This window comes from Ulvibacter litoralis, assembly GCF_900102055.1.
GTDB classification, from domain to species: domain Bacteria; phylum Bacteroidota; class Bacteroidia; order Flavobacteriales; family Flavobacteriaceae; genus Ulvibacter; species Ulvibacter litoralis.
The window spans coordinates 519,473-542,226 of sequence record NZ_FNBA01000003.1 but is presented as its reverse complement, the minus strand read 5'-3'; the positions used below and the strand labels follow the sequence as shown (position 1 = coordinate 542,226).

General features: G+C 32.4%; 23 protein-coding genes. 22 read left to right on the top strand and 1 reads right to left on the bottom strand.

Annotated elements, in window-relative coordinates:
* From BLQ00_RS12580 to BLQ00_RS12560, 5 genes are all read left to right on the top strand, one after another.
* On the top strand, window positions 1-924 hold a 924-nt coding region (locus tag BLQ00_RS12580; RefSeq protein WP_093144652.1), incomplete at its 5' end, for an IS3 family transposase.
* Between the two features lie 83 nt (window positions 925-1,007).
* Entirely contained in the window at window positions 1,008-2,036 is a 1,029-nt protein-coding gene (locus BLQ00_RS12575; RefSeq protein WP_093144651.1) for a serine hydrolase domain-containing protein, read from the top strand.
* Between the two features lie 225 nt (window positions 2,037-2,261).
* The gene (locus tag BLQ00_RS12570; protein ID WP_093144650.1) at window positions 2,262-2,618 is read left to right on the top strand and encodes a bleomycin resistance protein; all 357 of its coding nucleotides are present in this window, start codon (window positions 2,262-2,264) and stop codon (window positions 2,616-2,618) included.
* Between the two features lie 353 nt (window positions 2,619-2,971).
* Window positions 2,972-6,112 (top strand): PAS domain S-box protein, encoded by a 3,141-nt coding sequence (locus BLQ00_RS12565; protein ID WP_093144649.1) that lies wholly within the window; start codon window positions 2,972-2,974, stop codon window positions 6,110-6,112.
* Window positions 6,109-6,510 (top strand): response regulator, encoded by a 402-nt coding sequence (locus tag BLQ00_RS12560; RefSeq protein WP_093144648.1) that lies wholly within the window; start codon window positions 6,109-6,111, stop codon window positions 6,508-6,510. Before BLQ00_RS12565 ends, BLQ00_RS12560 begins: the two co-directional genes overlap by 4 nt.
* Window positions 6,511-7,035: 525 nt before the next feature.
* Here the strand turns inward: BLQ00_RS12560 and BLQ00_RS12555 are convergent.
* The gene (locus BLQ00_RS12555) at window positions 7,036-7,587 is read right to left on the bottom strand and encodes a hypothetical protein (RefSeq protein ID WP_139149409.1); all 552 of its coding nucleotides are present in this window, start codon (window positions 7,585-7,587) and stop codon (window positions 7,036-7,038) included.
* A 197-nt stretch (window positions 7,588-7,784) separates the two neighbouring features.
* On the opposite strand from BLQ00_RS12555, the gene BLQ00_RS12550 reads away from it, so the two are divergent.
* From BLQ00_RS12550 to BLQ00_RS12470, 17 genes are all read left to right on the top strand, one after another.
* Window positions 7,785-8,675: an AraC family transcriptional regulator gene (locus tag BLQ00_RS12550; protein WP_093144646.1), complete on the top strand. Its 891-nt coding sequence runs from the start codon at window positions 7,785-7,787 to the stop codon at window positions 8,673-8,675.
* 304 nt (window positions 8,676-8,979) lie between these two features.
* Window positions 8,980-9,564, top strand: a complete 585-nt coding sequence (locus tag BLQ00_RS12545; RefSeq protein WP_093144645.1) for a hypothetical protein — start codon at window positions 8,980-8,982, stop codon at window positions 9,562-9,564.
* Window positions 9,565-9,821: 257 nt separating this feature from the next.
* Window positions 9,822-10,499, top strand: a complete 678-nt coding sequence (locus tag BLQ00_RS12540) for a hypothetical protein (RefSeq protein WP_093144644.1) — start codon at window positions 9,822-9,824, stop codon at window positions 10,497-10,499.
* A gap of 261 nt (window positions 10,500-10,760) precedes the next feature.
* The gene (locus BLQ00_RS12535) at window positions 10,761-11,330 is read left to right on the top strand and encodes a hypothetical protein (RefSeq protein ID WP_093144643.1); all 570 of its coding nucleotides are present in this window, start codon (window positions 10,761-10,763) and stop codon (window positions 11,328-11,330) included.
* Between the two features lie 259 nt (window positions 11,331-11,589).
* Window positions 11,590-12,021: a MarR family winged helix-turn-helix transcriptional regulator gene (locus BLQ00_RS12530; protein WP_093144642.1), complete on the top strand. Its 432-nt coding sequence runs from the start codon at window positions 11,590-11,592 to the stop codon at window positions 12,019-12,021.
* A gap of 146 nt (window positions 12,022-12,167) precedes the next feature.
* A complete protein-coding gene (locus BLQ00_RS12525) occupies window positions 12,168-12,893 on the top strand; it encodes a siderophore-interacting protein (protein ID WP_093144641.1) in 726 nt (241 codons plus the stop codon).
* A gap of 197 nt (window positions 12,894-13,090) precedes the next feature.
* Entirely contained in the window at window positions 13,091-13,966 is an 876-nt protein-coding gene (locus BLQ00_RS12520; protein WP_093144640.1) for an AraC family transcriptional regulator, read from the top strand.
* Window positions 13,967-14,061: 95 nt separating this feature from the next.
* A complete protein-coding gene (locus BLQ00_RS12515; RefSeq protein WP_093144639.1) occupies window positions 14,062-15,021 on the top strand; it encodes an MBL fold metallo-hydrolase in 960 nt (319 codons plus the stop codon).
* A gap of 78 nt (window positions 15,022-15,099) precedes the next feature.
* Window positions 15,100-15,729: an O-methyltransferase gene (locus BLQ00_RS12510; protein WP_093144638.1), complete on the top strand. Its 630-nt coding sequence runs from the start codon at window positions 15,100-15,102 to the stop codon at window positions 15,727-15,729.
* A 7-nt stretch (window positions 15,730-15,736) separates the two neighbouring features.
* On the top strand, window positions 15,737-15,934 hold the full coding sequence (locus BLQ00_RS12505; protein ID WP_093144637.1) for a hypothetical protein: 198 nt from the start codon (window positions 15,737-15,739) through the stop codon (window positions 15,932-15,934).
* Window position 15,935: 1 nt separating this feature from the next.
* A complete protein-coding gene (locus BLQ00_RS12500; protein WP_093144636.1) occupies window positions 15,936-16,565 on the top strand; it encodes a ferric reductase in 630 nt (209 codons plus the stop codon).
* A gap of 63 nt (window positions 16,566-16,628) precedes the next feature.
* Entirely contained in the window at window positions 16,629-17,447 is an 819-nt protein-coding gene (locus tag BLQ00_RS12495; RefSeq protein WP_229792637.1) for an alpha/beta fold hydrolase, read from the top strand.
* A 2-nt stretch (window positions 17,448-17,449) separates the two neighbouring features.
* The gene (locus tag BLQ00_RS12490; RefSeq protein ID WP_093144634.1) at window positions 17,450-18,298 is read left to right on the top strand and encodes an SDR family oxidoreductase; all 849 of its coding nucleotides are present in this window, start codon (window positions 17,450-17,452) and stop codon (window positions 18,296-18,298) included.
* 244 nt (window positions 18,299-18,542) lie between these two features.
* Entirely contained in the window at window positions 18,543-19,727 is a 1,185-nt protein-coding gene (locus BLQ00_RS12485; protein ID WP_093144633.1) for a serine hydrolase domain-containing protein, read from the top strand.
* Between the two features lie 111 nt (window positions 19,728-19,838).
* On the top strand, window positions 19,839-20,270 hold the full coding sequence (locus tag BLQ00_RS12480; RefSeq protein ID WP_093144632.1) for a PH domain-containing protein: 432 nt from the start codon (window positions 19,839-19,841) through the stop codon (window positions 20,268-20,270).
* Between the two features lie 415 nt (window positions 20,271-20,685).
* Window positions 20,686-21,546 carry a CPBP family intramembrane glutamic endopeptidase gene (locus tag BLQ00_RS12475; protein ID WP_093144631.1) on the top strand — a complete coding sequence of 287 codons (861 nt, stop codon included), beginning with the start codon at window positions 20,686-20,688 and terminating at the stop codon, window positions 21,544-21,546.
* Window positions 21,547-21,884: 338 nt separating this feature from the next.
* Window positions 21,885-22,697, top strand: coding sequence for an alpha/beta fold hydrolase (locus BLQ00_RS12470; RefSeq protein ID WP_139149408.1), 813 nt, complete (start codon window positions 21,885-21,887; stop codon window positions 22,695-22,697).
* The last annotated feature ends 57 nt before the right edge of the window (window positions 22,698-22,754 follow it).

Sequence of the window (22,754 nt, the reverse complement as noted above, 5' to 3'; positions counted from 1 at the left end):
CAAAACATTAGCAGACGAGATCGAAAAAAAGAAACAAAACCGTTTAAAAGAAAATGGTTGATCCAATGTTTTGGGATTAGTAAACAAGCCTTCTACAAACGCTTAAAATCTCATAAAACCAAAGTAGAAAACGACCAAATCATAATTCAAATGATTAAAAATTATAGAAATGAAGTCGGACAAAGAACAGGTGGAATTAAGTTACATGATAAACTCAAACCTAAAATGGAACTACTTGGAATTAAAATGGGAAGAGACAAGTTCTATAAACTTTTGAAAACCTATAACCTATTAGTTCCTAGGACCAAAAGATATTTTATTACCACAAACTCTAAACATCAGTTTTATAAATATGATAACCTAGTAAAAGACAAAGCCCCTACCCGATCTGAACAGCTTTGGGTAAGTGACATAACGTATATTAAAACAGAGAACAAGCATTGTTATCTGGCTTTGGTCACAGATGCCTATTCAAAGAAGATTATGGGTTACAAATTAGCTTCACACATGAAAACATCTCTTTGTACGGATGCGCTCGCTATGGCTATTAAAAACCGAAAGTACCCTAATGAAAAACTAATACATCATTCAGACCGGGGAATCCAGTATTGTAACCCTGCATATACAGAGTTTGCGGAACAAAACAATATAACGCTATCAATGACACAGCAGTACGATCCATACGAAAACGCGGTGGCTGAAAGAATAAACAGAACATTAAAATACGAATACGGACTCAAACAAACTGTAAAAAATGCTACCTTAGCTAAGAAGATTATTAAAAGAGCTGTCAGTATTTACAACAATAAAAGAACGCATCACAGTCTGAAATTAAACACACCAGCTTTTGTTCATACTAACCAAAATGTAGCGTATCATTCCTACAAAAGAAATAAAGAAAAGTTAGAACTATTGACCTTTTAAAAAACGAAAAATAAACCCGATAAAGGTCAACCTATTTCAGTATAATACAAACTAAACACAAAAGCGAAGGCTGAAACAGAAATATGATAAAAAATAAAAAAGCCAAATGGGTTGTAAGAGCATTATTGCTTATTGGAACGGTAGTTTCATTATTTTTCGTTCCTTGGATTTTGGTAAAGGCTTGGATTTTACCACTACCAGATACCATTCAAGAACAAGTAGATGAAGCAATAGGTTATGGTTTTGACGGTATGATTGTTTACGTAGACCAAGCAGGAAAACAACCCCAGTTCTATACTGGCGGTTGGAAAGATAGAGAAAAGAAAATTCCAGCCGACCCAAAATCATTGTTCAAAATTGCTAGCATTAGCAAGTTATATACAGCTGTAGCAGCTACGAAATTGGTCAAAGAAAAGCGTTTGTCTTTTGATAAATCATTAACCGATTATCTTCCCGAACTAAAAGGAAGAATAGAAAATGCCGATGAAATCACATTGAAAATGATGATTCAGCACCGTTCTGGTATTCCAAATTTCACTGATAATCCAGCGTTTTGGGAAAACGAAGAAGAAAATGGCAAAAATGCTTTAGATTTTGCTTTAGATTTACCTGCCAGCTTTAAACCAGACAAAGGATATGAATATTCGAACACGAATTATTTGTTGCTTCGTAGGATTTTGGATAAGGTTTTAGGATACAATCACAATGATTATATCAAAGAAAAAATATTAATTCCCCTAGAGTTGAAAAATACATATTTTTCGATTACTGAAGTAGATTTAGTGGATGTGATGAGTGGATATTATGTAGGAATTAAAGAAGATTTTAAAGCCCGTGACTTTGGAATGTTAGCAACCGCAGAAGATGTTGGAACATTTCTAAGAGCTTTGAATGATGGTTCTGTATTTGAAGAAGGAGAACAGGAACTATATCCTTACGAATATAATCACGGTGGTTTAGTTATTGGCTATCAAAGTCTCGCAGAATACCATAAAGATATAGATGCTGTGGTAGTTCAGTTTATAAACACAACAGATTTTGAAGGGTATGAATGGAACTTATCAGAAATTATAATAAACCGAATTGTGAAAATAATAAGAAAGAAAAACTAGCCACAACATTGTATAAGCGCAATGCGGGCTAAAGTACTAAAAATAAACGAATTGAACATAAACAAACATAGTGGTAAACCGAAAGTTAAGTGCTTTAAATCCCGCACTACGCTTATACGTTACCGTTGGCGGTCATTTAAGAAAACCTGTCATAAAGAAGGAGAATTATGGATATTAAACTGACTTGGACAACTTAAATATAGATTTAAAACTTAAGATAATAATATGCTAACGGACATCAATCCGAAATTACCGATGCGTGACAAAAAAGTGACTCGGGAATTTTACACAAACCAATTAGGTTTTAAAGAATTTGGAAGTACCGATTTTGACGGTTATTTGATAGTGGAAAAAGACCAAATCCAAATCCATTTCTTTGAATTTAAAGAAATAGACCCGAAAGAAAATTATGGACAAGTCTATATTCGGACTTACAATATTGACGAATTTTATAAATCATTATTGAAAAAACAGACTGAAATTCACCCAAATGGTAAATTGGAAATCAAACTTTGGGGACAAAAAGAATTTTCGATTCTTGATCCAGACAATAATTTATTGACATTTGGACAAAAAATTTAAAGTAAAAAAATAAAAACGAACCGCCAACAACATATAACAATTATAGCTCTTGCGGTAATTATTTGATACTCTCTATAAATATTTAAGTATATTAGTTATTGAAAAATAACGTAACGCTTGCCCTTCTGAGTCTCACGCAGCTTTGAATAATTTGGAACTAAAAGGAGAATGAAGAACTTGTCGCTGCTGCCCTCAGCGCGCTGTGCCAAACGCAACATTGCTTATACTAACACGTTGTGGCTAATACACACAAGAAAAACCTGTTAATTTCTTGAGCTAACGAGTAAAATTTTTGTGTGGGAAAATTATTGTAAATTTTACGTTAGTCAGAATTCTGAAAAGAAAATCGAATTATGAAAAGCCCCGAAATACCAGAAAATGAGTCAGAAAGACTAAAAGAATTAGAAAGTTATCAATTGATTGGGCTTTCCGAGAAGGACGATTATGACTTTATTACTACTATGGCTGCACAAATTTGCGGTACAAAAATATCTTTAATTAGTTTGATAACCGAAAACAAGCAATGGTTTCTTTCTCACCATGGCTTGGAAGTTCGTGAAACACCTAAAGACTACGCATTTTGCGCACATGCTATCAATCAACCAAATGAACCATTCATAGTGGAGGATGCCCGAAAAGACGAACGGTTTCATGACAATCCTTTAACTACCGGTGATCCAAATGTCATATTTTATGCAGGCATCCCTTTGGTTACTTCCAATGGCTTCCCATTGGGTACACTTTGTACTATTGATGACACGCCTAAAAACCTCAACAAATCGCAGTTGGAGCAGCTTAAAAAATTAGCTCAACAAACGGTAAAGCTTTTTGAAAACAGAATAAAAAGTATTGAGCTAGATGTTCTTAATCAAGAACTAGAGAAAATGAATGAATTGCTCCAAGAAACACAAAAAGCTAATAAGTTAGGTATATGGGAATTGGACATCGCTTCAGGAAAAACGAGCTGGAGTGATTTAGTTTATGAAATCCACGAAGTATCTCAGGATTTCAACCATAATAAAGCAAATGCAATAGAATTTTACCATCCTCACTATCGTCCTATAATTACCGCTGCGATTACAAAGTGTATTTCTAATAGCACCCCTTTTGATTTGGTATGCCAAATGATCACCGCTAAAGACAAACTGATATGGGTAAGATCAACAGGAAGAAAATTGGACGATAAGCTCATTGGTAGTTTTCAGGATATTACTGAAATAAAGCACAATGAAATAAGATTCAAATCGGTAATAGAAGGCACCCATGTTGGCACGTGGGAATGGAATGTACAAACTGGGGAAACCGTCTTTAATGCAAGATGGGCAGAAATTGTAGGTTATAGCTTGGAAGAGCTCACTCCTATTAGCATAGAAACCTGGATAAAATTAGCTCATCCAGATGATCTAGAAGAATCCCAACGTAGACTAAATGCTTGTTTTGAGAAAAAGGTAGACTACTATGAGTTTGAAGTACGCATGAAGCACAAAGATGGGCACTGGGTATGGGTCTATGATAGGGGCAAAGTTTTTGAATGGACCAAAGACGGAAAACCCTTGATGATGTATGGTACCCACCAGGATATTACCGAAAGAAAACAAAGAGAAGAAAGGCTACGAATCAGTGAAGAAGCTTTTAGAGGAAATTTTGAAAATGCTGCCATTGGAATGGCTTTGTTAGATAAAAAAGGGAAATGGCTAAAGGTAAACACAAAGGTTAGCGAAATAATTGGGTATTCAGAAGAAGAGTTAATTAAGCTTACTTTTCAAGACATTACACATCCCGATGATTTAAATTCTGATTTAGAGCTTTTAACTGAACTTATTGAAGGCAAAAGAGATCACTACCAAATGGAAAAACGATACTTCCATAAAGATGGACATATAGTTCATATCCTATTAGCAGTATCTATGGTAAAGAATGAGCAAGGTAAAGGAGTCTATTTTATTTCGCAAATTATAGATATTTCTGAAAGCAAAAAGCTCCATTTAGATATTGACTACCAAAAAGACTTGTTATCTGCTTTATACAATTTATCCCCGATAGGAATCGCTCTAAATGAATATGAAACTGGCAAATTTTTAGATGTAAACAATAAACTACTTGAACCAACAGGCTACAATAAAGAGGAATTCTTATCACTGAGTTACTGGGATACTACGCCCAAGGAGTATGAGCCATTTGAAACTACTGCAATTCAGCAAATGGAAAGCAAAGGAAGCTATGATCTCTTTGAAAAGGAATACATCCGTAAAGATGGCTCACGATACCCTATAGCTCTTCAAGGAGTGGTGATAAAGGACAGCAATGGAAAGAAACTGATTTGGTCTTTTGTAAGGGATATTAGTCAGGAAAAAGAGGCGGAAAGAAAACTTCAACATGCTATCTCGAGTTTGCAAGCCATATTGGAAGCAAGTAAACAAGTTTCGGTTATTGCCATCGATACTAAAGGTACAATTACCTTGTTCAACTCTGGTGCCGAAAAATTACTAGGTTATAAAGCCGAAGAATTGGTAGGTATACATAATCCACAGTTAATTCACCATCGTGAAGAGGTAGAAAAGCAAAGCATTGAATTGTTTGAAAAATATAAAACAGAAGTAAAAGGTTTTGAAGCCTTTGTTTATGAAGCTAAAATTGGTAAGCCAACCACCAAAGAATGGACCTATATAAGAAAAGATGGTACAACTTTCCCCGTTTTACTTTCTATCAATACTATTCTTAATCAAGATGATATTGTGGGTTATTTGGGTGTAGCTACCGATATAAGTGAATTGAAAGAAGTTGAGAAAGAGATAAAGTCACTGCTCGATATTACGAATGAGCAGAATGGAAGACTCCGAAATTTTGCAAATATCGTATCCCATAATCTCCGTTCTCACAGTGGAGGTATATCTGGAATTCTCGATTTAATTCAAATGGAACAGCCAGATATATTGAAGAATGAATTATTTGAACTTCTCATTTTAGGAGCCGAAAATCTGAATCAGACCGTAAATGATTTGACAGAAATTATAAAAGTGAATTTAACACAGGCCGTTGTTTCAAAAGTAAATATCCATGAAGTTATTCAAAAAAACATAGAGAGCCTGAACATACAAATAATGAAAGCTCAATTTGAAATCATAAATAATGTAGATAAGAACTTAACCGTCAAAGGTGTTCCTGCATACTTTGATAGTATTGTGCTAAACATGATTACAAATGCCATAAAATATAGAAGTGAAGAAAGAGCGAGTTATTTGAAGATTTATGCAGATGTAGAAACTGAACAATCAATGATTACTTTATTTTTTAAAGATAATGGGTTAGGGATAGATCTGAAAAAAAATGGGGACAAGCTCTTTGGCATGTACAAGACTTTTCATCGTCACGATGACTCCAGAGGAGTGGGTCTATTTATTACAAAAAACCAAATTGAGAGTATGGATGGCAAAATTGAAATAGATAGTGAAGTAAACTTAGGTACAACATTTAAAATAACATTACCAAAATGAGAAAAATAGATTTAGCATGTATTGTTGAAGATGACCCAATGCATTTGTTTATAACAAAGAAATATATGGAACTATCAGGGTTTGTTGAAAAAATATTAGTTTGTAAAAATGGAAAAGAAGCATATGATACACTAAAAGCTATGTTTCTAAATAGTGAAAAACTACCCCAAATTATATTTTTAGATTTAAACATGCCTATTTGGGATGGGTGGCAGTTTCTGGATGAATTCACTAAAATACCTATAGAAAAAAATGTTATTATTTACATTTTAACAAGTTCAAACAGTGAAGAAGATATTAATAGGGCTGAACAGTATAGCTTAATGAGTAACTACTTAATCAAACCAATAAATCAAAGTCAACTGAAAAGTGTTTTAGCAGAGTTTGTAAATAATTAATCGCAATCAACCAATTTTAAAAACGTTTGCTAACAACGTATACCAATCATGGCTCTTGTGGTAATTATTTGATATTCTCTACAAATATTTAACTATCTTGGTTTCTGAAAAATAACGTTACGCTTGCCTTTCTGAGTCTCACGCAGCTCCAAATAATTCGGTTCCAAAACGAAGGCTGAAGTTGAAGCTGCTGCCAACTGCGCACTGCGCTAGGCGAAAAGAGTGTTATACAAACCCGTCGTTAGCCATAAGATCTACAAACGTACTTTCCTTTCTTTACTCTATTATTGACATTTTTTGGATGGCTAAAACAAACAAAAGCGATTAATGAAAAAAAGGATTTTTGGAATATTCTGGTAATAAAAACGATTTGCCAACACGGCATAATTTATTGCTGCAGCGATTGCCTACTTGAAAATTCCTTCGGAATTATCTTGCGTTCATTTTTGTTTACTAAATTAGTTGCTTAACCATCTGCCTGCGGCGGGCAGGCGCAACTTACCTAACGCAAGTCCGTGCTTTATATTAAAGAGATATTGAAACCTCTTTGGTAAATTGATCATTGTTTACCGAGACTCTATAATTTCCTTTAGCTAATTGTTTTAAGTTGAATACCTTTCGATAAGATCCTTCGAAGCTTTCAGAAAATGAATAGACAATTTCATCATCGCTATAAATGGTGAGTCTAATTTCCGTATCGCTGTCATTTCGATTTTCAACCACAATTTTATTTTCATGGCTTTTAATAATAGGACTTGTATAAGTCTTAGCGCCTACAAGAGTTGCAGATTCTTCCGTTATATTTATCGTATAGTCCTCTATAAGATAGTCACCATTTAATTTGACCGTATATACATCAGCCGGGAAGGAGTCTAAAACATATTTGATTATTTTCTTATTAGGTTCAATGTAATCAGAGAATATGATTTCTCCACTTTTGTCTTCCAATGAAACATAATTAATTTCTTCCCCTTCAAATGTTTCTAAGTCTATAACAAATGATTTCTCGTTAGACAAAAGAGTAAATACAGATCTTGTTGGATTTTTCATTGCAGAAGCTGAATAGATACAGCTCAAAATAATTGCGTAGGTAAATAATATTTTTTTCATAACTAAGTGCTTTAAATTTTTTAAATATTTGATAATTCAAAGATCATCAACTATTTTTCCTTTCTTTATGGCAGAATTGGTAATTTAATGCTCATATTTAACCCTATGCGTCAATTTAGGCGTCCCAGTGGTTAATATAAAGCATATTCAGGAGACAACCGAAGATGGAGACAAATCCGAAACATAATTTAATACCCAGATTAAAGAAGGTAGAACCAGATCTTGGTTCTTCTCTTAGGTATTCTAAATTTACCGAAAGAAACCCAGATGCTAAAGCATATTGGCACTATCATCCTGAGGTGGAACTTGTTTATATCAAAGAAGGTTTCGGGAATAGATATGTAGGCAATCATATTTCTAAGTTTCAAGATGGCGAATTAATTCTCATGGGGCCAAACATCCCACATTTTGGATATGAGTTTGGGTTTCAAGGTGTCAATGAAGAAATAGTAATTCAGTTTAAAAAGGATTTAATTAAGACTTCAGTTCAAATTATGCCTGAATTTGCGTCAATAAATAAACTCATTGAAAAGTCAAAGTCAGGTATTTCTTTTTTCGGAAAAACAAGAAAAGAAGTAGGTGTTCAACTTGAATCTATGGAGAAGAAATCTTATTTTGATCGACTTATTTGCATGCTACAGGTATTACAAATCTTATCTCAGTCAGAGGAATACGAAGTTCTCAATGCTCAAGGAATGACTCTGATTATCCAGAATCAGGATGATGAGAGAATCAATCAGGTATATAATTTTGTAAAAGAAAACTATGAAGATGAAATTAGTTTAGAACAGATAAGTCAAGTTGCTACTATGACGATACCTGCTTTTTGTAGATACTTTAAGAAATCTACAAAAAAAACATTTACTCAATTTGTAAACGAATTTAGAGTAAGACAAGCTATTCGACTTTTGTCTGTAGGCAATAAGTCGCTAACTGAGATTGCTGGTGAGGTAGGTTTCAATAGTTTTTCTCATTTCACTAAACAATTTAAACGCGTAACTTCAAAAACGCCCTCAGAATATAAGAAATCAATCTATCAGATTATTGATGGATAATATTTTTCATTCATTTGACTTAGTTGAAAATTTGTAAACACAGATTTCAATATATAAGAGCAAATAATCTCTTAAATTCAAAATGAATTAATTTCCAAACGAAAAGATTTCAATAGAGAATTGACGTAAGAGAAAATAAAAGCCCACGGAAAACCAAGTAAACAAATTACTCAAGGCGTTTTATTTGAACTTGTGTAAGGCGTTGCAAAAGTTTTTTGTTTGATAACTATTTGGAATTAACTTAAGGTGTTGCCAGTAATTAACTATTGTTATACATACCCGTTAGCCACAAGCAATAAAAAAAATGAAAGCAAAAAAAACTTATTTAAAAGGACAATCCGTATTTATAGTTTCCTTGCTCGTAATCGGAATTACATTTTTCACTGTTTATTTAACGGGAGTAAACTATAATCGATCAGTTACTTCAAATTTGTATTTATCATTAGGAATTATTGGAACGGTGCTTTTTCTATTTATGACTTATGGACTCTATAAAGGAATTGGTTTGATTGACAATTTTCCGAAATTTAGAGCTTTTAAATCAGGAGAATTCATTCCATCTTCAGGAGAAATCCCAGAAATAGATGTGCCAAGTATTTCCTCAGATGACGGAATCAGTGGAATAATTATCTCAATTTTACTTTGGATTGGAATGGCAATACTTTTCATTATTCTTCTGTTTCTTTTAGAAGCATTTTTTTGGATTTCAATTTTTATAATCTTAGCAATGCTGTATTGGGTGTTTTTTAGAGCTTTAAGATTAGTATTTTCAAAATCTAAGCAAACTGTTGATGATATTGGAGTTTCAGCAATGTATTCGATAACTTATACCGTATTGTATTTAGGTTGGATATTTGGAATCGTTTTTCTAATTGAAACCTTTCGTTGATAAGACTAGTGGATAACAATACAACAATAATTATAGCTCTTGCGAAACTAGAAGCAAATTGATTGCAAATATTTAACTATATTAGTTTCTGAAAAACAACGTTACGCTTGCCCTTCTGACCGACCTTCCGGCAGGCAGGGTCTCACGCAGCTCTGTTGAATTTGGAACCAAGAAGTGAAGTTTGAACTTGTCGCTGCTGTCCTCATTACGCTGTGCCAAGCGCTACGATTAGCATACAAACCTGTTAACAACAATCTATGAAAAAAATCTTCCTACTAACTCAACTTCTCTTAATAATTACAGTCAATAACCTATTAGCTCAAGATTATTTTGAAGGTCAAATTGATTTTAAAATTGAGTATGAATCCTTAAATGAAAATATTTCTGCTAAATATTTAGAATACGCAATCGGAGATTCATTTACGGCATATATTCAGGAGGACAGATATATTATGATATATAATTCTAAAACCGAACAAGGATGGTCTAAAAGCACTATTCGGCTTGACGAAGGTTATAGTTATACAGAATATGAAAAGTCAGATACAATCTACCGTTCAAAACTCAATTCAAGCTCTGATATTTTAATTGAAATTAAAAAACATCCAAATCAAAAAAAGATGATTCTTGGTGAAATGTGTCCCTCGATTACATTAAAATATGAATCAACTGATCCTAATACTCCTTTCAAAATTACAGATGGAACTCACTATTACAGTCCTAAGTACAAATTGAATTCTGAAAAATATAAAAATTTCACCTCTGGTTTTTGGAATTTATTTGTGAATGAATCTGAATCTGTAAGTATTCGTAACGAACATATTTATACAGGATTTTTTAAATCAATTTCAGAAGCCACAAAAATTCAAGAGAAGAAAATTTCCGATGACTTATTTACATTAAATTCTGATAAAATATTAATAGATTCCGAGTAGCGACAATTATTAACAACACAAAAGAATCATTACTCTTGAGGAAGTAACATAATGTTCATTGCAAATATTTAACTATATTGGTTTCTTAAAATTCGAACTCGATTGCCTTTTGAGTCTCAGGCTGCTCTGAATAATTGGAACTAAGAAGTAAAATTTGAACTCGCCGCCGCTGCTAGCATCGCGTTGCGCCAAACGCAACCATTATTATACAAACCCGTTGTAGCACATTGGATTGAATCGAAAACTGAAAAATAATAAACAATGATCGAACATTGTAATGATAAAAGAAGTATAGCTTACAAGGTATTGTTTTTGATTGGACTCGTTTTCTTTCTAATTGGTCAACTAATATTAACTAAAGGTAATGATTTTGTATATGAGCAAGTACCGATTGATTTCGCTCATTGGTTTTTATTGTTAGGTGTTGTTTTTCTGATTCCTCAAACCGTATCATATCCTACAAAAATTTTTAGCTTGATAGGAATACCTATAACCCTCATTGGGATTGTGTGTATTATTGGAATGTGTGTGTTGGACTTTATTTGGTGGAGCTTTCCTACCACAGAAATGCGAAATGAATTTACTAATCACATTTCTCAAGTTCCTTCCATTTGGAAACCTTTTATGACAATCGGACCAAGTTCAAAAGTCTTCAATGTGGGTTTACTTATTGTAAGTTTAAATTATTTGAAGCAAGCTAAGGTTGGAATAATTATTCTTTTAATAGCAAATTTAATCTTGTGGCATGTTATACCATTACCATTTCGATTAGTTATTGGATATGCACTAACCTTAATTGGATTCAGTATAATATTCCTCCGAAATAAATAAAAAAACGTGCTACGACAAAATTTAACGATGATGGCTCTTGTGGTAATTATTTAATATTCTCTACAAATATTTAGCTATATCGGTTATCTAAAAATCACATTAAGCTTGTCTTGCTGAGCCTTACACTTCACAACGCATAACTTGCAATATAATAACCCGTTAACGGTAAAGTAAAAATATGCCCCATAAAACAAATTAAATTATTTATAATTCATTTCATTATTTTGACTACTTTTGTTGACTAATCAACGTTTATTAAATGAAAAAATATGTGTTTACAGATTCGGTTGGTTATTTAACCACTACCATTTCTAGAATATTACAACAAAAATTACAAGCCAAATTTAAAAGTACAGGATCTAATACTACCCCTGAACAATGGCGATTATTAGTGGTAATTTCTAATGAAGGAGAAATGAATCAAAGTCAGCTTGCAGAACTACAACATAAAGATAGAGCTGCAATAAAACGATTACTGGACCATTTAGAAACAAAGAACCTAGTAATTAGAAAATCAGGAAAAGATTCTAGATCACATACCATTTCACTAACGCAAGAAGGCAGGAAAATGGTTCAAGTTTTTACCAAAGCATCTGAAGAAACCGTTAATGAAGCATTAAGCTGTTTTTCAGAAGAAGAAGCAAAAAACCTTAATCAACTTCTCAACAAACTACTTAATAACATCAAATAAAAATTTATACCAATAGTTGACTAATCAACAATTCAATAGCTAATTTATGTACTTCCATTGCTAAAAGTAACTGTCTTTTTGTGCATTCCGGCTGTTTTAACAAGAGTAATTATTTATTTAAAAGCAAAACTGAAAAATTGAAAATTATGGCGTTCATAGAAAAGATCATCAAAAAAATAATGGATAATGGTGTAATTACATCCAAAGTACAACTCTCAAAAAGCGTATATAAAATTGAAATTCAAAGTGAAGTAGTAAAAACAATGGATTTTGTACCAGGCTGTTTTATTCGCTTAGGAGTTGGTTTAGGTCAAGAAGCTAGCTCAAAAAAAGATATGGTTAGAAGCTATTCTATTTGGAGTATAGATAAAGACAAAAACACATTTAGTCTTGCCATAGCCACACATAGCAATGGCATTGGTGCGCAATGGGTGAAAGACTGTATGGTTGGCGATACTATTTATTACAAAACAAAAAGAGGTAAGTTTACCTTAGACACTACTGCAGATAGCTATTTAATGATTGGCGACCTATCTGCATTATCTCATTTATATATTATAAATAGATATTTATCTAAAGACAAACACGTAGAAATCATTATTTACAACAATAATATTACAGAATTATACGCAGATATAGATAATAAAAAACCATTCAACTTTTATAGCATAGAAGAGAATAATCTAAAAGAAATTATAGCCAAAATAGATCATTTATTGCCGCAACTTAAAGGTGCTAAAATGGCATATATTGCAGGAGATAGTAGGATTTGTATTGCTATAAATAACTATTTAAGAAAAGAGCTTCAATGGAATACAAAACAAATTAAAACGAAGCCATTTTGGAATCCTGACAAAAAAGGATTGGAATAGAAAGTCATACCATTAACAATGCATATCAATTATAGCGCTTACGAAACTAGAGGTAATTGATTGCAAATATTTAACTATATTGGTTATATAAGAACAACGTAAAGTTTGCCTTCCTGAGTCTCACAAAGCTCCAAATAATTTAGTGCTAAGATTAAATTAAAAATATTTATTAAGTTGATGAACGCTAAAAAACCTATTTGAAAAACATTCCTAACATATCATTTCAAAGTGCCGAAAACTCAAACGATTTTGAGTTTCTAAATGTATCTAATTTATTTGCCCGAATATTTACTGATTTAGACCATAATCCTGCGCTACCACACAGAATCACTTTTTTTGCATTGTTAATTGTTACGAAAGGAACTGGAACCCATCAAATTGATTTAAAAGAATACAGTTTAAAGGCAGGTTCAGTCTTGAAAATTGCGAAAGGACAAGTACATGCTTTTCAAAGCAATCCTCAATATGAAGGTTTCTTAATTTTATTTACAGAGGATTTCGTACTGAACTATTTTTCAAAATCGTCCATAAATTTAATATCGCATTTATATAATTACCATACATCTTCACCCATAGCCTATGATAAAAAAGGCAATGACACTTTTCTAAAGCAACTTATACAAGAATTGCAAATAGAAAATACCTATGCTCAGAAAAACATAGTTGCTTCTTTATTAAATATATATTTATTAAGGCTAGAACGTAAAACACATACCAATAAGGAACAAGACCACAATTCAAAGCACTACGATACTTTTATAAAATTCAAAAATTTAGTAGAATCCAATTATACCACTACCCGAAACGTTAAAGATTACGCTGATAAATTGGTCATTTCTACAAAACACTTAAATCAAGTAGTGAAGGATTTCACCATAAACACTGCCAAATCTTTCATAGACAACTATGTCATCCTTGAGGCGAAACGTGCCATTGTAAGTACTGAAAAAAGCTTAAAAGAGATCGCTTTTGACACAGGTTTTGATGAAGTTACCAACTTTACAAAATTTTTTAAAAACAAAATGAGTATGACTCCAAAGGCATTTAAATCTCAGCAATTAAAAAACAAATAATTCCCATATTTACCATTTTTAGCATCATTTTTCCAGTTCGAATATTTTATTAATACCTCAATTTTGCAGTATTAATAATCAAACTAAACATTAAAATGATGAAGTATTTAAATTTAAAATTTGCGGCCACAATCATGTTGGCCATTACAGTGTATGCTTGTAGTAGTGATGATGATTCAAATTCACAAGTAACAGTAGACTTCGGAACTGCACCTTCAAGTTCCATTATTACAACGGGCTCTGTAAACGTAATTACAGAAAATACCGTAAGATATCATACCATCGATTTTACTTCGGCACCTTACACAGTAACGATTGTTGAGACGGAAAATGATATTGTAGTTGTAGATTTAGGGCCTGCGCCTGCTTTTGCAGATGAATTAAAGGCTTATATAGATCTTATCAATAAGTCTGGTGCTGTTATTATAACTCATAATCATGGCGACCATTATGGAGGTGCAGCAAATTTTACTGATTTGGACTTTTATGCCGAAAGTACTGTTGCGAATCAATTAAATAACACAGCCGATTTCACAAGCTTATACCCTAATGCAGTAATTGGAGTTAATGGCTCCCTAGAAATAGGAGGTTTAGAATTTACTTTTGACAAAGTGTCTAACGCCGAAACTGGAGAAAATGGCTATATCCATAATCAAGAACATAAAGTGATTTTTTCTGGAGATCTTGTATATAACCTTACTCATATTTATTTAAGAGAATATACACCAAATGACACCGAAGATGAGATTAACAATTGGATAGCTGGTTTAAATATGCTAAAAACCAATTTTTCAGATTACAACCATCTCTTTGTAGGCCATAACGGATCTCGTTCTGATGTAGGAACTGTAATTGATGAAAATATAGAATATCTACAAAACGCCCAAGGTATTATCAAGGGAACTCAAACACTTTCTGGAGGAGGTACAGCAACAACACAGCAACAGGTAATAGATGAACTTCAATTATTATATCCTACTTATCATGAAGGTGGACTATTATTGTCACTTCCTGACGCTTTTTTTCCTGGAGACCCTGGAACTGATTGGTTTTAATTTGGCATATTAAATTGATGCACAACAGTAAGGAATATCAATCGTATTCTGATATTCCTTCTTTTAAAACTAAAAACTATGATAACATCACAAGAAAATCAAATAACAGCAACCTTAAATGAACTTTTTGAAGATTCTAAATTTGATATGCTTAAAATGATGAAAGGAGCTGCAAATAGTATTTTCAAGTCTATGCAACCCACAGATTTTAAAGATGTATACCTTTCCATCACCAGAGAACAAGGAAAAGATTTGAAGTGGCTTATCAAAGAAAATAACATTAAAAACATTGTGGAGTTTGGAACATCATTTGGCATTTCGACATTGTTTTTAGCACAAGGAGTTTTGGAAACACAAGGTCATATTATTACTACAGAATTAATCGAATCTAAAGCTCAAAAGGCCATTGAAAATTTTAAAAAAGCAAGAGTAATTGACTTAATTGATGTAAGAATTGGTGATGCCATGGTGACCTTAAAAAATCATGACAAACCTATAGATTTATTGTTATTGGATGGCTGGAAAGATTTATACCTACCCTTATTTCAAATGCTTGAACCTAATTTTCATACCAACACAATTATCTATGTTGATAATGCAGAAATGACCGAAACGAAAGCATTTTTAAATACGATTGGTCAAAATAAGAAATATCATTTACAACCTCAACTTGGAGGAAAGGTAGTATTCATTACGATTAAAAAATAAAAAAGTTATGAGTCAAGTATCCATTTGCCCAACATGCGGCAGCAAATCAAAAATAAAAGAAACAAACGGTACGATTTCTTATGAAACCCTTCAGGATAAAGAAATATTGAAGAAAGTAAGTCAACTAAAAAAAGCGATGGAAACGTTTAAAGGAAAAGCAGAAAAACTAGAAAAAGAGTTAACAGCGCTAAAAAATAATCAATGATATGAAATTCGTAAAAAGAAACTACGGTTGGATGATTGTCACTATTTTAGCAATAGTACCACTATTTATCATTCTCAACATGCTGACTTTTGATTTTAGCAATGGAGTAGCAATTGCTTTGTTTAAAAATGCAGGTAGCGATGGGATGACCACTTTAGAAATGATGTATCACATATCTGGAGAATTTGCAATACGTTGGATGACAGCCGTCCTTACCTGTACCCCATTTTTCATCCTATTTGGCGTCAACAATCTTTTTGTGAGACAAGCTATGGGCATTTCAACTGCCGTATGGAGTCTACTTCACTTTATCATTTTTATTATTGCTGAAGGATTTCTTGAGACATTTACACAAGCAAACTATATTGTAGGATTTGTAGCTGTTTTAATTGTCATACCTTTATTGATAACATCGAATAGAAAATCAATGAAGAAGCTAAAAGGAACATGGAAAAAGCTTCAAAGCTTCTCGTATGCTGCCATCTTTTTAAGTTTGCTTCACGTAGCCCTTTTAGATAAAACTTGGGTTATTTATGCTGTTATCGTAGGCTTCGGATTTATTATTAGAATACCGTTAATAAAAGAAAAGATAATTGCTTTCAGAAAAAATAGAAGAATCAGTAAAGTTTAAGCCATTGAACCAATAAACCACATGAAAATCTTCTTTTACATATTGATAATAATATTTATTTGTTTGAGCAGCACTTCTTGCACTGTCTTGCAATGGCGAAAATCTGATCAAGAAATTCAAAAGAAGTTTAATCATTTAGAAATCGAAAGTAAAATTTCTTATGTTGAAGTTGATAGCCTTGATTTAAAAATTAGAATTCAAGAAATTAAATCAGAAGGCAAAAATGTGAATCTCGTTTTTATTCACGGAGCACCCAGTTCTCTTTCCACTTGGGACGGATACCTTACAGATGCTACGCTTAAAGCAACTGCAAATATGTATGCTGTTGACAGACCTGGTTATGGTTATTCGAACTTTGGCACACCAATAAGTTCTATTGATGATCAGGCTCAATTAATGAGTGCGATTATCAACGATAAAAAATTAAAGAATATCATTGTAATTGGTTCATCCTATGGTGGTCCTATTGCAGCAAGAGTAGGCGTTTTAAATGCGAACGTTAAAGCAGTGGTAATGATTTCACCAGCAATAGACCCAACTAATGAGAAGCATATCTGGGCTTCACGATTTACACAGTGGAAATTAACACGATGGTTAGTTCCAACCGCCTACCGTGTCGCAGGTGATGAAAAGAAAGTGCACGCAAAAGAACTTTCATTAATAGAAAACGATTGGAAAAATCTTACTATTCCCATTTTACATATTCATGGAAATACCGATAATATTGTACCTTATGAAAACATTCATTACAGTGAAAAAACTTTTCAGAATATAGAGGTAATTTCTATTTCAGAAAAAGGTCACGAATTGGCTTGGAAAGATTCAGAATTTATAATTAATCTAATAACGAAACGAGTCCTTCAAATTCAAAAAGAAAATTAAAAATGAAAATAGCAGTAACATCAGCAAGCGGTAAACTTGGTTCAACCATAGTAAAACAATTAATAAAAGAAATAGGTAAAGAAAATGTCATTGGAATTGCAAGAACGCCCGAAAAAGTAAAATACCTTGGCATTGAAATAAGAAAAGGAGATTATAACAATCGTACCGAATTTGACGAAGCACTAGTAGGAGTTGACACGGTCGTGTTGCTTTCCGGAATGGACGAACCTCAAAAAAGAATCCAGCAACATAGAAACGTGATTGAAGCTTCTAAAGCAAATGGAGTTAAAAAGATCGTCTATACAAGTATTGTTGGAGCAGAAAAAAACAACGCCTTCAGTTCTGTAGTGCAGTCCAACCGACAAACAGAAAAAGATGTTCAAAATTCAGGTCTCAATTGGAGTATTGGAAGAAACGGCATCTATATTGAACCAGATTTAGAATATATAGATACGTATGTAAAGGAAGGCGAAATTAGAAATTCTGCAGGTGACGGAAAATGCGCCTATACCAGCCGGGAAGAATTAGGATTTGCATACGCTAAAATGAGTTTTGAAGATAAGCACAATGGAGAAATTTACAATTTAGTAGGTAACCCCATCACCCAAACTCAATTGGCTGATTATATTAACCAAGTTTACAACACCAACCTTGTGTATAATTCGGTTTCTGTTGAAAATTACGCTACTGAAAGGAAAAGAGAATTAGGTGATTTTTTAGGAACTGTCATTGCAGGTATTTATGAAGGAATTCGTAATGGAGCTAATAATGTGATATCAAATTTTGAAAAAGCAGCTGGGCGTCCGCATAAAAGTCCTATAGAAATGATTAAAATGTTTAAAAATAAGTAGTCTGAGCCAACTACCAACAACGCATTTTTTTCATTCCTTACTTTTGAACCAATATAAAATTTTCTGTAATTAATTGATTATATTAGTCTTACGAAATTTAGATTGCGTTTTCTCTTCTGAATCTCAACAAACTCCGAAGAATTTGGAATTAGAAACGAATGAAGAACTGGTCGCTGCTGCCCTCATCGCGCTGCACCAAACGCAACAATCAGTATAGAAAGCTGTTATACTCAATTAAAAAATTATGAAAACAATAGTAAATATGATTAAAAGGCTACCATTTTTAATTTTACTTATAGTTGCGTTAATTGGCTGTAATTCAAAAAATAAAGATAAAGAGTCTATTAAACACACTCAAAGAGTAACTTCCCTAAATGTCGTTTTAGCCGTAATTGATTCAATTAATTCAGAAATAAATAACGGTGATTATGGATTAATTGATCGCTTTATGGTGCTACAAAATGACGAGTTATTGGCAGATTATAAATATAAACAGGACTATGAAACCATTGTTCAAAAATATGACACAACCAATCATCAATACAATTTCAATAGTACAGATTGGCATCCATACTACAAGCAAACTGAATTACACACCCTTCAGTCTGTAACCAAAAGTATCACCTCCATCCTTTTAGGTATTGCGTTGGATTTGAATGAAGATTATAACGTTGATAACAAAGTAATGCCTTTGTTGACTGGTCATGATACCGACTTTGTAGATAAACGAAAGCAAAACATATCCATTAAAGATTTATTGACCATGAGAAGTGGGTTACAATGGAATGAAGAGACTGACCATAATGATACTACAAATGACTGTTTTAGGCTGGAAGCAAGTGACAATTGGATAGAATATGTACTGAGTAAGCCTATGGATACCATACCAGGAACAAGATTCGTGTATAATGGTGGAGGAACTGTGCTTTTAGGAAAAATCGTTCGCACCATTACGGGTAAACGAATTGACGATTGGGCAGAAGAAAAATTATTTGAGCCACTCGGCATTACAGAGTATTATTGGAAAGAAACGCCTGATGGAGAAATTGACACAGAAGGCGGTTTATATCTTAAGGCAGAAGACTTGGCTAAAATTGGCTCATTGTTTTTGAACAACGGAAAATGGGACGGTAAGCAAGTTATATCTGAAGGTTGGGTCGCAACATCCACAAGCCCTTTACTTAAAAACGTAAAACCGCAATGGAAAAGTGTTACGGGATACGGGTATCAATGGTGGATTCCTGAATATACAGATACTGGCAAAACCAAAATTTATTCCGCCAACGGATATGGAGGTCAGTATTTAATGATAGCACCAGAGCATAATTTAATAATTGTATTTAATGGTTGGAATATAAATGATGAGCCAGAAAAGTCGACATACAGAGCTTTGCAAGAAAGAATAATGCCCGCACTTAAGCATAAATAATTAGGTATAACAGCGTATTAATATTTAACTAAATTAGTTATTGAAAAATGAAATGATGCCTGCCCTTCTTATTTTCAAGAACTCAGAAAAATTGGGATTGAACTAAAAAAAATGAAATTCGACAGTAAAAAAGACATATTATTCAGTGTAGTAATTCTCGGAATGAACGCCTTTCTGATTGGAATCACAATCGTGGGAATTGCAAGCGGAGAAATGGAAAAAGATGAATATTGGACTTTATTTCTGATTTTAGCTGTTGTCGGACTTCTCTTTTGGTTGTATTTCGGAACTAATTACGAATTGACCAAAGAAAACAAACTGATCTACAGAAGTGGGCCATTTAATGGAAAAATAAGCATAGACCGTATAACGGAAATTATAAAAGGAAAAACTCTTTGGGTAGGTTTTAGACCAGCAACTTCAAGAAAAGGTTTGATTGTAAAGTATGATAATTACAATGAAATATACATAAGTCCAAAAACAAATGAATTATTTATTGAAAAAATATTGGAACTGAACCGGGATATTAAAATCTCAGAATAAAAACCCTAACTAAAACCACACGTAACATTTATGGTTCTTACAGTAATTATTTAATACTCCTCTTCTAAAGAAAGTAAATATGGAGATGTTGTTGATCTTAAACAGTTTTCTGATATCTCAATGTCATTAAGAGTTGAACTAGAAGAGAAAAAAAATTGAAAAATTACACACCCCTACTTATAACAAGTATCACTTCTTCAGTAAATATTGCATAATTTCTACAAATATTTAACTATATTGATTTCAGATACAATAGTGAACGTTGCCTTTCTAAGTCTTACGCAACTCCTATAAACTTAGAAGTAAAAAAGGAAACTAAATTAGTCGCTACTACCAACAACGCGCTTTACAAAACACTAAAGCTGTTGTAACTCATTTTTATTGACATCTAGGTTACACCTTTAAAAAACCATTTATGAATAGAACTCTAAAACGAGTAATTGCCTTTCCTATTTCAAAAATTATATTAGGAATTGGAATTTGCTTACTCATTCTTATTGGTTTTCAGAATTATGTATCTAAGCCTTTATTTTATTTTTTAATAGATTCTAAACCATTAGCCGATACTATAATAAATTACACATCTGTAGCTGTATTATTATTCACTTACTATTATCTTTTTAGCTTTTACGAAAAAAGACATATTTATGAACTATCTAACAAAAACATAATAAAGGTACTATTCGGAAGTTTCATGTTGGGCTTTTCAATTTTATCTTTTGTTATTTTAATTTTATACTTTCTTGGATATTACAAAGTCATACAATTTTCAGGTTTTTCTTATTTTTTAGCCCCCTTTTCATTTTTAGTCATTGCTGCTTTAATTGAAGAAATCCTATTTCGAGCGATTTTATATAGAATATTAGAAAATTGGATTGGAACCTATATCGCTTTGATTATTTTATCGATTCTATTTGAACTTCCGCATATATTTAATGATAATGTGACAGCGTTATCTGTAATTTTAGGCTTGCTTTTTGGCTTCGCTCACGGTATAATGTATACTTACACTAAAAGAATTTGGCTGCCATTTGCATTTCATTTAGGTTGGAATTTTGCTCAGCCTTTTTATGGATCAAATTTATCTGGACTTGAAGATGTTGGAAGCATACTTATTGCAGAGTTTAATGGCCCAGAATTAATTACTGGAAGCATATATGGAATAGAAGATTCTATATTATCTATATTTTTATTATTAATTATATGTATTATCTTTTTAAGATTATCAATAAAAAAGAATAAAATAGTTAAAACAAGCTACCAAAAAACACAGTAAATAGTACTCTTTCAGTAATTATTTAATAACGGTAAGATTCGTATAAAATAGATACTCAAAAATAATACAACAACTGAGGACAGAGTACAGATTGCAATATAAACAAGTGTAATAAATCCTAGTTATATCCTCTTACAATTAAGATTACATTATGTTCACTAGAAATAATTAACTTATCTTAGTTTATAAATAAAATAAACCCGCTTTCACTTCTATGTCTTACGCAAGTTTGAATAATTTAAAGACTAGAAAGTGATAAAAAACTTGTCTCTGTTGCTCTCATTGTGTTACATCTAATTCAACAACACATTATACGCAAACAGAAAAATATCGTGCCTATGAAAAAACAATTAGTCAAGATAGCATCTAATTTATTTCCAAATATGATAACGTCATTTGCTTATAATCAATTGACTAATCCTCAAGTTCGTAAGCTTCGAAAAAACGAGTTAGACACCTTAAATAAATCCGAAAAAGAAAATTTTAATTATAACAATATTAATATCAAACTTTATACTTGGAAAGGAGGCAAAAACAAAGTCCTTCTTATTCACGGATGGGAAGGTCAAGCAGGAAATTTTTCCGACTTAATAGAAATACTTCTAGAAAACGGATATACTGTTCATTCATTCGATGGACCGTCGCACGGTTATAGTAGCAAAGGAAGTACAAGCTTATTTGAATTTTCGGAGTTAGTAGGTGTTTTAATTAAAAAATTCGATGTTAAATCACTAGTCAGTCATTCATTTGGCGGAGTTGCAACAACTTATGCCTTGTTCAAAAACCCAGATATAATGATTGAAAAATATGTGTTACTTACAACACCTGATAAGTTTACTGAAAGAATAGATGATGTTTCAGAAGTAGTTGGAATAAATAAAAAGGTGAAAAAATTATTGATTAACCGATTAGAAAAACAAACAGGGATTAGCGTTGAAACTCTAAATGTTAGTGATTTTGTAAAAACCATTAATGTAAAAGACGCCCTTATAATTCACGATATAAATGATAAAGTTATTCCAATAATAAGATCAAAAAATGTACACCGAAATTGGGCTGCGTCCCAACTTAAAGAAGTGGAAGGAACAGGTCACTTTCGTATACTAAGAACCAAAGAAGTTATAGATACAGTTGTAAATTATTTAAATTGAATGAATAATTAGCAATAAATGATTATAACTCTTACAACAATGACATTTATAATTAAT